At 43.8% G+C, this 12,759-nt stretch carries 11 protein-coding genes; 6 read left to right on the top strand and 5 right to left on the bottom strand.

Annotated elements, in window-relative coordinates; translation table 11 throughout:
- Nucleotides 1-3 precede the first annotated feature (3 nt).
- Genes nuoL through HOL16_07410 form a run of 4 tightly spaced genes read left to right on the top strand, consistent with a single transcriptional unit; the run spans nucleotide 4 to nucleotide 5,669 of the window.
- The gene (nuoL, locus tag HOL16_07425; protein ID MBT5390510.1) at nucleotides 4-1,920 is read left to right on the top strand and encodes an NADH-quinone oxidoreductase subunit L; all 1,917 of its coding nucleotides are present in this window, start codon (nucleotides 4-6) and stop codon (nucleotides 1,918-1,920) included.
- Nucleotides 1,917-3,449: an NADH-quinone oxidoreductase subunit M gene (locus HOL16_07420; protein MBT5390509.1), complete on the top strand. Its 1,533-nt coding sequence runs from the start codon at nucleotides 1,917-1,919 to the stop codon at nucleotides 3,447-3,449. The genes nuoL and HOL16_07420 overlap by 4 nt, the downstream gene beginning before the upstream one ends.
- Entirely contained in the window at nucleotides 3,433-4,908 is a 1,476-nt protein-coding gene (gene nuoN / locus HOL16_07415; GenBank protein ID MBT5390508.1) for an NADH-quinone oxidoreductase subunit NuoN, read from the top strand. Before HOL16_07420 ends, nuoN begins: the two co-directional genes overlap by 17 nt.
- Nucleotides 4,908-5,669: a biotin--[acetyl-CoA-carboxylase] ligase gene (locus HOL16_07410; GenBank protein MBT5390507.1), complete on the top strand. Its 762-nt coding sequence runs from the start codon at nucleotides 4,908-4,910 to the stop codon at nucleotides 5,667-5,669. The genes nuoN and HOL16_07410 overlap by 1 nt, the downstream gene beginning before the upstream one ends.
- 11 nt (nucleotides 5,670-5,680) lie before the next feature.
- On the opposite strand, the gene HOL16_07405 is transcribed toward HOL16_07410, so the two are convergent.
- Together HOL16_07405 and HOL16_07400 are read right to left on the bottom strand one after the other, a co-directional pair.
- A complete protein-coding gene (locus HOL16_07405; protein MBT5390506.1) occupies nucleotides 5,681-6,415 on the bottom strand; it encodes a class I SAM-dependent methyltransferase in 735 nt (244 codons plus the stop codon).
- 23 nt (nucleotides 6,416-6,438) lie between these two features.
- A complete protein-coding gene (locus HOL16_07400; GenBank protein MBT5390505.1) occupies nucleotides 6,439-7,722 on the bottom strand; it encodes an MFS transporter in 1,284 nt (427 codons plus the stop codon).
- 173 nt (nucleotides 7,723-7,895) lie between these two features.
- Between HOL16_07400 and HOL16_07395 the strand changes: the two genes are divergently transcribed.
- Entirely contained in the window at nucleotides 7,896-8,792 is an 897-nt protein-coding gene (locus HOL16_07395; protein MBT5390504.1) for a LysR family transcriptional regulator, read from the top strand.
- Nucleotides 8,793-8,803: 11 nt separating this feature from the next.
- A complete protein-coding gene (locus HOL16_07390) occupies nucleotides 8,804-10,051 on the top strand; it encodes an MFS transporter (protein MBT5390503.1) in 1,248 nt (415 codons plus the stop codon).
- 295 nt (nucleotides 10,052-10,346) lie between these two features.
- On the opposite strand, the gene HOL16_07385 is transcribed toward HOL16_07390, so the two are convergent.
- From HOL16_07385 to folD, 3 genes are all read right to left on the bottom strand, one after another.
- Nucleotides 10,347-10,973, bottom strand: a complete 627-nt coding sequence (locus HOL16_07385) for a DUF1178 family protein (protein ID MBT5390502.1) — start codon at nucleotides 10,971-10,973, stop codon at nucleotides 10,347-10,349.
- Nucleotides 10,974-11,084: 111 nt separating this feature from the next.
- Nucleotides 11,085-11,639, bottom strand: a complete 555-nt coding sequence (locus HOL16_07380) for a ComF family protein (GenBank protein MBT5390501.1) — start codon at nucleotides 11,637-11,639, stop codon at nucleotides 11,085-11,087.
- Between the two features lie 172 nt (nucleotides 11,640-11,811).
- On the bottom strand, nucleotides 11,812-12,705 hold the full coding sequence (folD, locus tag HOL16_07375; protein MBT5390500.1) for a bifunctional methylenetetrahydrofolate dehydrogenase/methenyltetrahydrofolate cyclohydrolase FolD: 894 nt from the start codon (nucleotides 12,703-12,705) through the stop codon (nucleotides 11,812-11,814).
- Nucleotides 12,706-12,759 lie beyond the last annotated feature (54 nt).

Genomic DNA, 12,759 nt, shown 5'->3' with positions numbered 1-12,759 from the left:
AACATGTATTTTCTAGCAGTTTTTCTTCCTCTGTTTGGCGCCATAGCAGTAGGTTTCTTTGGCACCCTTATGGGGAAAAGACCTAGCCAAATTATGACAACCGCTTGTGTCGGATTATCGGCCATATTCTCGTGTTTTATATTCAATTCTGTGGCGTTGCAGGGAAAGCATTTGATTATTCCATTGTTCACGTGGATTCATACAGAAGCTATCCAAATTTCCTGTGCGTTGCAGTTCGATACTTTGTCCACGACCATGCTGGCTGTGGTGACCATTGTATCAACACTTGTTCACGTATATTCCATTGGATATATGGATAAAGATAATAGTGTCCCACGCTTTATGGCTTATCTAAATCTTTTTACCTTCTTTATGCTTATTCTTGTGATGTCAGAAAATCTAATTCAGCTTTTTGTGGGTTGGGAAGGGGTAGGACTTTGCTCCTATTTCCTGATTGGTTTTTGGTACGGCAAGCCAGAAGCAAATGATGCGGCCTTAAAGGCATTTATCGTGAATCGAGTGGGCGATTTTGGATTTGTTCTGGGGCTAGCTGCTGTTTACTTGGTGTTTGGAACTTTTACATTTTCCGAGATCTTTTTTATGCTTCCAGGGGAAGTATCCCATCATATGAACTTTATGGGCATTGAAGGCCACTCTATAACGATCATGTGTCTTCTTTTGTTTTTTGGCTGTATGGGAAAGTCGGCGCAAATTGGCCTCCATACGTGGCTTCCAGATGCAATGGAAGGCCCTACGCCCGTGTCAGCCCTTATCCATGCGGCGACAATGGTGACGGCGGGTGTCTTTCTGGTCGTTAGAATGGCACCACTCTTTGAGCAATCTCCCTTGGCCTTAATGGTGATTACCGTTGTTGGGGCAACTACGGCGATTTTTGCTGGAACCGTTGCCATCACGCAGAATGACATAAAACGCGTTATTGCCTACTCAACATGCAGCCAGCTTGGGTATATGTTTTTTGCCATAGGGCTTTCGGCCTATTCGGCGGCTATTTTTCATCTGGTAACTCATGCATTCTTTAAGGCACTTCTGTTTCTAGGGGCAGGATCGGTCATCCATGCATTGTCTCATGAACAGGATATGCGTAAGATGGGTGGCATTGCTTCCTTTATCCCTTTGACGACAACGGTCATGTGGATAGGAAGTTTAGCCTTGGCCGGGATCCCATTTTTTGCCGGATACTATTCTAAAGAGACCATATTGGAAGTTGCTTTGGGAACGGATACTTTTTCGGGAAGTTATGCCTATCTATTGGGGATGGGGGGCGTCTTTCTGACAGCGCTGTATTCTTGGCGCCTTTTGTTTTTGACCTTCAATGGGAAGCCCCGTGCAGATGAGAAAGTCATGGCGCACATCCATGAGGCTCCTCTCCTATTGACGATCCCCCTTGTTATACTCGCACTTGGATCTATTTTCTCGGGATACCTAGGGTACGCCTTTTTTATTGAAGATACGGGTGGATGGGCAGGTTCTTTTGTTCCTGGAATGCCTAAGGCACTAGAGATAGCCCATACAGAACCTTTTTGGGTCACAAATTTGCCCCTGGTATTAGCATTGCTGGGGATTGGTCTCGCGTGGTTTATGTATATTCTCTTCCCAAAATTACCGCCACAAGTGGCCAAAAATATGAAGGGAACCTACTGGTTCCTGTATCATAAATGGTATTTTGATGAGCTGTATCAGCTGATTTTCGTCAGGCCGACTCGTTTTCTTGGGAGTTTCCTATATAAGTGGGGGGATTTGTTGTTGATCGATCGCTGGGGCCCAGATGGTGTTGCAAAGGTTGTTCAAAAGGCCGCCGGTGGCGTAGGTCGGATTCAAACAGGGTACTTGTACCATTATGCTTTTGCCATGATTTTGGGCATTGGGTTGTTTATCCTGTATCTTGTGAGGGGCTCATGATTAAAATACCGCTGCTTTCTTTGGTTATATTCTTGCCTTGCCTAGGAGCACTCTTTATTTCAGTGTGTCGCGGTCAAGAGGAAGCTGTTGCTCGTAATGCTAAGAATGTAGCGATCTTTATCTCTCTGGTTACCTTTTTGTTATCCCTAGGATTGTGGATTTTATTTGACCCAAATACGACGGGTTATCAGTTTGAAGAAAATCATGCTTGGATGCCTGGTCTAGATATTCGATATCATGTTGGACTTGACGGGATTTCTATCTTTTTCGTTTTGCTCTCGACCCTATTGAGTACGGTTGCTGTGATAGCCAGTTGGGAGACCATTAAAGAGCGTGTCAAAGAGTATATGATTGCCTTTCTGGTTCTTGAGACGTTCATGGTCGGCATGTTCTCTGCCCTAGATACCGTTCTTTTCTACATTTTCTTCGAGGGAGTCTTGATCCCAATGTTCTTGATCATAGGCATTTGGGGAGGCCCAGGGAGGGTTTATGCTGCTTTCAAGTTCTTTTTATACACTCTTACGGGCTCGGTTTTGATGCTTATAGGGCTTGTGGTCATTTACTTTGAAACAGGCACGACGAGCATTCCTTACCTAAGTACTTATATGTTTTCTCCTGACCTTCAAAAATGGCTTTGGTTAGCTTTCTTTGCTTCATTTGCCGTAAAGATTCCCATGTGGCCCGTTCATACGTGGCTTCCCAATGCTCATGTAGAAGCGCCTACAGCAGGGTCTGTGATTCTGGCAGGGATTTTGTTGAAGATGGGGGCTTACGGCTTTTTAAGATTTTCATTACCAATGTTTCCGGAAGCGAGTCTGTATTTTGCCCCTCTTGTTTATGCCTTAAGTATTGTTGCCATCATATATACGTCTTTGGTGGCCTTGGCGCAGCAAGACATGAAAAAGCTTATTGCCTATTCGTCTGTTGCTCACATGGGCTTTGTCACAATCGGTATTTTTACCTTTACGTCAAGTGGGATTGAAGGGGCTTTGATCCAAATGTTAAGCCATGGCTTTGTTTCGGCGGCTTTGTTCCTGTGTGTAGGCGTGGTGTACGATCGAAGACACTCAAGGCTTATTTCTGACTATGGGGGGCTTGTGTATCGCATGCCGGTCTATGCAGTTGTCTTTATGCTTTTTATCCTGGCTTCGGTAGGGCTGCCAGGAACAAGTGGATTCGTGGGAGAATTCCTAGTGATCATCAGTGCCTTTGGTGTAAATACTTGGCTCGCAACCTTAGCCGCTACAGGTGTCGTCTTGAGTGTTGTCTACGCCCTATGGTTGTATCGTAGGGTGATGTACGGAAAACTTGTCCACCAGTCCTTGGAAAAGATACATGACCTTTTTCCACGGGAAATGTTTATATTTGCGCCACTTTGCATCCTTGTTGTTTGGATGGGAGTGTATCCGAGCTCTTTTCTACAAACCCTTTCTCCAAGCGTAAATAAGCTGGTTCAGCATGTGATATTTGCCAACAGTTTTAGTCAGGATCAAACAGTGATAAGTGTGTTCTATGATAACTCTAAGTGATTTAAAATTCTTACTTCCTGAATGTCTTATGTTTCTGTCTGCAATGGCCCTTTTAATGTGGGGTGTTTTTTCCAAAAATACCGAGAGAATCATACCTCTTTTAATGCGGATCACTCTTTTAATTTTGGCGTTGGCCTTACTCATTGTTGCTTTTGATAGAACCTCTGTAACCCTCTTAAATGGGCTATTTACCATCGATAACTTTACAACGTATATGAAGGGGCTCGTTTTGTTGGGGGGACTGGCGACTTGTTCCATGACTCTTGGAATTTGTAAGAAGGAAAGCTATTTCAAGCCCGAATTTCCCGTTCTCATCCTGTTTGCCATTTTGGGAATGTTTCTTATGATTTCGTGTAACGATCTTATTTCCCTCTACCTTGGCGTGGAAATCCAAAGTCTCTCCCTTTATATTTTAGCTGGCTTTAAGCGTAACTCGCCCAAGAGCACGGAAGCGGCCTTAAAGTACTTTATTTTGGGTGCCCTAGCTTCAGGCATTTTGCTCTATGGCTTGTCTCTTGTATATGGTTTGTCTGGAGGGACTAATTTTAAAGATATTGCCATTGCTCTATCTCCTAATTGGATTGCTAACCCTTCTCAATATTGGGGGTTGGTTGCAGGATTTGTTCTCGTGATCGGTGGAATAGTCTTCAAAATTTCAGCGGTTCCTTTCCACATGTGGGCGCCAGACGTTTATGAAGGGGTCCCCATGCCTATTACGGCCTTTTTCGCGGTGGTGCCCAAAATTGCAGCCTTTGCCCTTTTGGTCAGGCTTTTAATAGGCCCTTTTGCTCCCCTTGTCGTTTCTTGGCAAGCCATTATCCTCGCTCTTTCAGTTTTGTCCATGGTTTGGGGGGCCTTTGCGGCTATTGCCCAGTCCAACATGAAAAGATTAATGGCTTATAGTTCCATTTCTCATATGGGATTTTCTCTGTTGGGGTTGGCCTCTGGAAGATTCGAAGGCTTCCAGAGCGTTCTAATCTATTTGAGCCTCTATGTTTTTATGACGGCAGGGATATTTGCTTGCCTTCTTTGTCTGCGATATCCTCTGGGCGAAGAGAAGCAAAATTTTGTGGACGTGATTGAGGATTTAAAAGGGTTGTCAAAAACGAGTCCCAAAATTGCCTTTTGTTTAGCTGCTTTCTTATTCTCAATGGCAGGGGTACCTCCTTTAGCCGGATTTTTTGCTAAGTTCTACGTCTTTATAGCAGCCATCGAAGCCGGATTTGTTATTTGGGCGATCGTGGGTGTTCTGGCCAGCGTCGTTGGGGCGTTTTATTATATTCGCATCGTAAAGTATATGTATTTTGATGAACCGGAGAGTGTTATTGAAGTTTCTACCCCATACAGCTTAGCGATCCCAATGACCGTTAGTGCGGTGGTGATAATGTCTTTCATCCTCTATCCAAATCTTTTAGTCCAGAGTACCAGCCTTGCTCTTGCTGCGATTACGAATCTGTGATGGAGAGATTGCCGCCACACTTCGTTTTAAAATCATATGGAACCGTTGAGAGCACCAACGATATAGCGAAAGGACTTATAGAGGATCCAGTCCTTGCGAATGACCGAGAATCTATTTATGTCGTGTGTGCAAAATCTCAGACGAAGGGGCGTGGTCGTTTGGGCCGAGAGTGGGTGTCGCCAGAGGGAAATTTATATGCTTCGTTTCTTTTGAGACAGCCGACTCTTGTTATTGCACAAATGCCCCAGCTTTCATTTGTTGCGGCAATCGCGGTTGGCAAAGCAATTGAGACCTTCTCATCTGAGAATATTAACCTTCAGTACAAATGGCCCAATGATGTGATCGTAAATGGCAAGAAAGTGGGGGGAATTCTGGTTGAATCAGATTTTCAAGAAACTTCCAGATCCACCACTTGCATCGTAGGAATCGGAGTAAATCTCATAGAAGCCCCTCAAAAGGCTCTATTTCCAGCTGGCTGTCTTAAAGAGGAAATTCAAAAATTGGTGACAGTAGACGATTTTTTGCCCGTTCTCTGTAAACAATTCTGGCATTTTTACACTCTTTGGTTAGAGCAAGGGTTTCTTCCTATTAGGGATGAGTGGCTAAAGAGGGCCTATGCTCTTGGATCTGAAATTTCCTTAAGGGCGCCCCATGAAGAAAACGGGACACTTGTGGGCCTAAACGAAGTCGGTGCCCTCATTTTAAAAACAGAAGCCGGTCCCGAGAAGCTGATTCATACAGGAGAGATTACGAACACTTGACGTGCGGCCGACTATTCAGGTTTTACAGCAATGGCGCCGACAGATTCACGGCCATCAAGTTGTGCATCAGAAGGGAGGGATTTCTTGGAGAACATGCTGATTTTTTCCACCTTGAACCCGGCGTTTCGCAGCTCTCTGCCGAGAGTCTTGTCGTCGAGTAAATGAATAAATTCCTGCAGGTGATCCATGCGCCCAGTGGCGTATTTGGACAAATTGGTAATTTCCCCTGGCCATGACATGTTTTGCAGTACTCGCTTCTTATAGGTGGGAATAAAGGGTGCAAATAGTTTTTTGTAAGGAGATTCGGCAATAATAAAAAGCTTTCCTCCCGGCTTTAGCCACTGAAATATCTTAGCGAGTCCCTCAACAAGTTCATCTCCTGTCAGAAAATGTAAAATCCTCGAGGCAAGAACGGATTGAAAGGTGTTTTCATCGAAATCAACCGCTGTAGGAAATTTACCAGGAACGAGCTCGAGGTTTTTTTTGTATGAGTCAGGACACTCTTTCTTAACAATATCTAGGTGCTGGGGGCAAATATCATTTGCATGGACTTTGACACCGCATGCGAGTGCTTTAAAGGTTGTATACCCGAAGGCAACGCCAATATCTAGGGTAGGGCCTCCATTAGAGACAATGTACTTGTAATAGGCATCTGTATACGCATTATTTTTTGCATACATATACCCCATACTATTTAAAGTCGGACGTAAAAAAATTTCTGGATTAAGGGGAAGTGGAATAGCCATAAATCTATCAATCGTGCTTTACTTTACGCAGCTAACTTATGTTTAACTTCATGTTGCAATTTAACGTCTTGGAATAGCTTGACGTCGAATACAGCTAGAAATCCTAAAATGCTTGAAAAGATCAGATAAAATGCGGGTCCCATGATAAAACCATGGTTGACTAATGAAGCGACAATAAGAGGGGCAGTTCCCCCCAAGATCGCAACACCCAGGGAATAGCTGAAGGCGGAACCACTGTATCGTTCCTCAGGAGGAAAGAGCTCGGGAAGAACAGCGGAACAAGGTGCAACAAAGCAAATACTGAGAAGGCTTATGAGAATTTGAAAGGTAATCAGTGCGCTCAGAGAAGTCACTGCATGGATATAGAGAAAGGAGGGATAGGCCAGGAGAAGGGTTCCGATGGCTGAAAAAGCCATAAGTCGTGTTTTCCCTATTTTATCAGAAATATACCCTGCTAGTGGAAGCAGAAGGATCCATAGGAGCATGATAGCTGTATTACAGGCTAACACCTCAGAGGCTGCTAAATGAAACTTACTCTTGAGAACCGAATTCATATAGATAATGCCAAGATAGAACGGCGTTACGGTATTTACACCGATTCCAACGCCGCGCAGGATATTTAAAGGGCGTTTTCTTAATACGGAGAGGATAGGGAGTTTTACGACCTTTCCCTTGTTCTTGATATCTTGGAAAGTAGGTGTTTCAACTAGATTACGTCTTAAAAAGTATATGACGATACCAAAAACGCCGCCGAGGAGAAAAGGAATTCTCCATCCCCAGGAAACGATATGGGAGCGTGTGAAGAAACTTCCCAGAAGTGTTCCCGTTACAGCACCAACAAACCCTAGTGTAGCGAGCATGCTACCAGCAAAGCCTACTTGTTCTTTTTTCACGTGTTCCCTGATAAATATTGCCGCACCACCATATTCTCCCCCAACAGAAATCCCCTGCAAAAGTCTAAAGGATATCAACAAAAAAGGCGCCGCAACGCCTATCATTTCATAAGTTGGGAGACAGCCAATGCCAAAGGTTGGGACCGTTACAAGGGCGATTGAAAGAAGGAAAGCAATCTTGCGGCCATATCGGTCTCCCAGGTGCCCAAAAATAAGTCCTCCGAAGGGGCGCATGACAAATCCAGCGGCAAAGACGATAAAACTACAAATTGTGGCAATAGCTGGGCTTTCAGAGGGAAAAAACAGGGGGGCGAGCATAACAGCGAAGAACCCATACAAGGTAGAGTCATAATACTCAAGGATGTGTCCGGCTGATGTGGCTAGAATAAGCCTGTTATTTTTCCATTTAGACATATGTTGGCTCTTCGTATTCTTAAAATTCACGTTACCCAAATCAATAAGAAACTATATAAGAATACCTAATGTGTCTACAAAATAGTTAATTTTTGTACTTGGATATATAGAACAACTGCTGTAGCTTGTAGAAAAGCTAGTTGTCATTAGGGGTGTAGAGTGAGAAAAACTTTATGAATTGGGAAAAGTTAAAAACCTTTTATCAAGTCGGAAGAGCAGGGAGTTTTACTGCCGCTGCGAACCAATTGCACATTAGCCAATCTGCGCTGAGTCGATCTATCATGCAGCTTGAGCACCAATTGAAAACAAAACTATTCCACCGGATCCCTCACGGTTTAGAATTAACCAGACAAGGGAAAGTCCTTTATAGCATTGCACAGAAAATGGCTTTTGAAGCAGAAAGCGTAGAGTCTCTTTTCGCTGAGGATATTTCAAAAGCCGAAGGCCCCCTCCGTATAGCGACAACCATCGCTTTAGCTTCTATGTGGATCCCCTTTTATACTCAGGGCTTTTTGGATCAGTATCCGGATATTCGCCTGGCCGTTATTGGAAACGACGATGAATTGGACTTGAACGTTCGAAATGCAGATGCCGCTATACGACCTCTTATTCCCCATCAGAACGAATTAGTTCAAAGGTATCTTGTTACTTTTAGTCCCAAACTATATGTGAGCCCCGATTATGTAGAGAAGCACGGTTGTCCTAAAAAAGTTGAGGACTTGGCTGATCATAGGCTTTTAACGTACAATGATGACCATCTGCATCCCTATGGAAATGTGAATTGGATTTTACATGCAGGTAAAACAGCTGAGAATACGAGAAAGTCTTTTCTTCGTATTAATCTAGGACCTGGCTTGTTACAAATGGCAGAGCAAGGGGTGGGTATTATAGCTATATCGGACCAATATCCTCCCGTCAAGAAATCTTCTTTAGTCCAAATTCTTCCTGATTGGGTAGGACCGTCTACAAAGGTTTATTATTCCTATCCAAAGCAAATGAAAAACATCAAGCGTGTGGAAGCATTTGGAGACTATCTAGAGTCTGTTCTGAAGCCTTCTTCAACGGGGTAGGGTGGTAGAAAATGGAGTATGCTTTCAAGCGACATAGGCCGATAGCAATTGCAATGTTTGGCAACGCCTTGGAAACTTATGATGTTGTTCTATACGGTTATTTCGCAGCTCTTATATCCCCTCTCTTTTTCCCCGCAGAGAACCATATAACGTCTTCTTTGGCCGCCATGGGTGTTTTTGCGGCCAGTTTCGTCATGAGGCCAATTGGAGGAATCTTTTTTGGCCACTATGGTGATAAAATGGGAAGGCGTAAGGCTTTGATTTTAAGCATTTTACTGATGACCTTACCCACCACAATTATAGGCGTATTGCCAACCTATAATGAGATTGGCGTTATAGCACCGCTTACGCTTATTTTGGCTTTGCTCTTGCAAGGGCTTTGCGCCGGAGGGGCCTATAGTGGAGCAGCGGTCTTTATCAATGAACACGCCCGAAATGGACGTGAAGGCTTTGCGGGCAGTATGCTGAGCACCTCTGGCTTTTTGGGGGCGACTCTTGTAACGGGTTTAGGGGCCTTTTTCACCACTTCTATTATGCCTGATTGGGCCTGGAGGCTTCCTTTTCTTATTGGAGGCATTTTTGGCTGCATTATTTTTTCATTGCGGAACTCTTTAGATGAAAGCCCCGTCTTTCTTGATATCAGCACGGAAGTGGAAAACAAGCATATTCCGTTTATAGATATTTTACGGGGGAGTAAAATTAATATGCTGTGTACAATGGGCATTGGTGGCGCTGCTTTCATTCCCTTCTACAGTATCTCCATATATATGAACCTGTTTATGACAACAAAGCTTCAAATGCAGTCTTCCAATGTTTTGTTGATTAACATGTCTACGATGATCCTGTGGATCTTCTTGCTTCCCATCATGGGGCACCTTTCTGATAGAATTGGGAAGGAAAGACTAATGAGCGTTGCGTCTATTGCTACGTGTATTGTCTCACCTGTTTTGTTTTTGCCCCTCATGACAAAGATAACTCTTGAAGATATATTTATACTTCAGCTGGTTCTCAGTATTGTAGGGGCTGCCTTTGTAGCTCCTAGCGGTGCCCTTATTCCTAAGCTCTTTAAAGTGAAAGAACGATGCAGTGGCATGTCTTTTAGCTATTTTGTAGGCGTCGCCCTTTTTGGAGGGACAACGCCAGTTATTGCGGGATCTCTTGTTGAGTTAACTGGGTCGCCAGCTGCCCCAGCTATCTATTTAGTTTTTGGAGGGCTCCTAGGGTTGATTTCCGTTAAATTTGCAAAACGCGTTTCCTAAGATTGCTAAAAGCATAGATTTTTTTAGGGCCGTAATTTTCTTTTTATTATTCGCAAACAGCATACCGAGCATGGCACTTAACAGAATTAGATACCTGCATTAACCAATTATCACGTGCATCTCAGCTCTATAACCCTTATAACTAAAATCAGATGGTATGACTGGTTTAGTTTTAAATGCTTTGGTCAAGTTATTCAGTTTTTGCCTCCCCAAGAATTATTTAGCCAAGGGCTTACGCCCTTGGCTTTTTTCATGGCGTCAAGCTCGCGTCGTTTTTCTATGATGGTTGCAGGCGTTATGCGTCTTCCCGTGGAAACAATGGCAGGGGAGAAACCTCTATGCCTTCTTGCTTCAAATCTACCAACTCCTTTAGAGTCGCTTTTCCGTGAATATTGCGCTTTTTTGTTTCCCCGTAATGAATCTTACGGGCCTCTTCGGGAAAATTATCTCCGACATTATCACACGTCTTTTCAACAAGGCGTTTAAGTTCCGATAGGGTCTTGCGTACCTTATTTGCTGGAGGAACATCACTAGGGACGTGCTTTTTGGCGTTTCCAATATGTGTGGGTAGCCTAGCACGTTCCGAAGAAAAGGGAGGTGTCGTAGGGCTTTCAGTTACCATTTTTATGGCGCCGGTAGGAAAAGTTGAAAAATTCTCCTCATTCGCAAGGGGATTTTGCTGTTGGTTAGCTGAGGTGTCTTTGTTTTGCGGCCCATTGGAATCTTTAACGTATTCTTTTTTAGAATTAAGGTATCCTGAGAAAGAAAGTCTAGGGGCCATGGGGGCTTTTGAGATTTGCGTGGAATCACAGAATGGACAAGAGACAAGCTCATGCTTCACCTGAGCTTCATAGGCTTCACTATTGCGAAACCAGGACTCAAAAAAATGATCAAAAGAGCACTTTAACTTATATACAATCACTCAACACCTACCCGGTTCTATCCTATTCAATTGTTTAAGGTTCTCTACCCCATTGGTCAAGATAATTTTTTGTAAGAGGAGGTAAAAGCGCTGTAACAGCTGGGCATGGAACTAATTCTTTATAACACGTGCAACGGTAAGGACAGAAACAGTTTTTGCTCCATTTTTTAGAAGAGTGTATGTACAGGCATTAATTGTTGCTCCAGAAGTATACACATCATCAATGAGCAAAACGTGCTGCTGATTCAGACGCTGCAGGTATTTGGACGGGACAGTAAAAGCATTTTGGACATTTCTAAGTCTTTGTAGCGATGACAGCTGTCCTTGCGATTTTGTCATTTTGCGACGTTTCAACAGGGTTGGTAAATGAGAAAGTTTTGTTTTCTTGCTTAAGGCGAGGCTTAGGAGAGCCGCTTGGTTATAGCGGCGTTTTATAAGGCGCGTCCAATGTAAGGGAACAGGTACAATGATATCTATTTCAGGAAAAAAGTCTTTTCCAGTGTGAAAAAGCCAATTTGTGAAGAGGGGCGTAAAGTGTAGAGCATCTCCGTGTTTGTAGGGTAAAATGAGTTTTTTGCTAGAGTCAGTATAGATGAGACTCGCACGCGCTTGTTTGAATTTAGGTTTTTGCTTTATGCAGTCGCCACAAAGGGTCTGTTTTTGCATTTCAAGTTCAAAAGGAAAGCCACAGAGAAGGCATTGTGGGCTCGTTATAAAAGTCAGCTGATTCCAACAAGAAAGACAAAGAGAGCTGTGGCTTTGGATCAAACTGTGACAGCCTAAGCATCTCGGCGGCAAAATGAGATCAAGGCCTCTATTGCAGGCCTTTTCTATGAAACTAGGGAAGGTCGACGGGGTAATGAACATCTTTTGAAAGGCTTATTTGTGCAGCTTTCAGGGTGTTTTTTAAGAGGCACACAACGGTCATTGGCCCTACGCCTCCTGGAACAGGGGTGATGTGTTGCGCAACCCCTTTGACAGAATCAAAATCTACATCTCCTGTAAGGGTTGTTTTTGTAGCAGAGGTTGGCACCCTGATGATTCCCACGTCAATGACAGTGGCGCCAGGCTTAATCCAATCCTTTTTGATGAAATTTGGGCGTCCGACAGCTGAAATAAGAATATCCGCCTTAGAGCAGAGAGAGGATAGGTCTTTTGATTTTGAATGGGTGATGGTAACCGTAGCGTTCTTAGTCAACAGAAGGGCCCCAAGGGGGCGCCCAACGAGGGTAGAGCGCCCAACGATGACTACATTTTTCCCAGTCAGGTCTTCATGACAGGCTTTTAAAAGCAGATAACACCCCATGGGAGTGCACGGGATTAGACCGTCTGTGTTACCTTGAGCCAGTAATCCTTGGTTGAGTGAATGCAATCCATCTACATCTTTTTTTGGAGAGATGGCATTTAGAATGTCTAATTGAGGGAGAGAGTCCGGTAGGGGGAGTTGTACAATAATTCCATGGATCGTTGAGTCTCTATTCAGTTTTGAAATAAGGGAATGAATTTCCTGGGGAGTCGTTTTCTCGAAGTGAAATTCCTGGGCCTTGATGCCAACTTGTTTTGCGCACTTGAGTTTATGCTGTACATAGATCTCGCTCGCTGGATTTTCACCAATACGGATGATTGCAAGCCCAGGCCGAATTTTATGGTGCTCATAAAACTCGGAGACCTCTGTTGCAAGTTGATTTTTAAGGTGTTCGGCAATAGCCTGACCGGCAATTATGTTATCCATGCGTTTCCCTCAATCTGTTGTAAATGGGAAGGGGAAAGATAGTATAAGAAGGCT

It is taken from the genome of Alphaproteobacteria bacterium (assembly GCA_018662925.1).
In the GTDB taxonomy this organism is placed as follows: domain Bacteria; phylum Pseudomonadota; class Alphaproteobacteria; order 16-39-46; family JABJFC01; genus JABJFC01.
This window is presented reverse-complemented; position numbering and strand designations above follow the sequence as displayed.

Bases quoted from the DNA above. Each gene is read 5' to 3' on its own strand.
- nuoL (MBT5390510.1), top strand. From the start codon at position 4: ATGTATTTTCTAGCAGTTTTTCTTCCTCTGTTTGGCGCCATAGCAGTA.
- HOL16_07420 (MBT5390509.1), top strand. From the start codon at position 1,917: ATGATTAAAATACCGCTGCTTTCTTTGGTTATATTCTTGCCTTGCCTA.
- nuoN (MBT5390508.1), top strand. From the start codon at position 3,433: ATGATAACTCTAAGTGATTTAAAATTCTTACTTCCTGAATGTCTTATG.
- HOL16_07410 (MBT5390507.1), top strand. From the start codon at position 4,908: ATGGAGAGATTGCCGCCACACTTCGTTTTAAAATCATATGGAACCGTT.
- HOL16_07405 (MBT5390506.1), bottom strand. From the start codon at position 6,415: ATGGCTATTCCACTTCCCCTTAATCCAGAAATTTTTTTACGTCCGACT.
- HOL16_07400 (MBT5390505.1), bottom strand. From the start codon at position 7,722: ATGTCTAAATGGAAAAATAACAGGCTTATTCTAGCCACATCAGCCGGA.
- HOL16_07395 (MBT5390504.1), top strand. From the start codon at position 7,896: ATGAATTGGGAAAAGTTAAAAACCTTTTATCAAGTCGGAAGAGCAGGG.
- HOL16_07390 (MBT5390503.1), top strand. From the start codon at position 8,804: ATGGAGTATGCTTTCAAGCGACATAGGCCGATAGCAATTGCAATGTTT.
- HOL16_07380 (MBT5390501.1), bottom strand. From the start codon at position 11,639: ATGCAAAAACAGACCCTTTGTGGCGACTGCATAAAGCAAAAACCTAAA.
- folD (MBT5390500.1), bottom strand. From the start codon at position 12,705: ATGGATAACATAATTGCCGGTCAGGCTATTGCCGAACACCTTAAAAAT.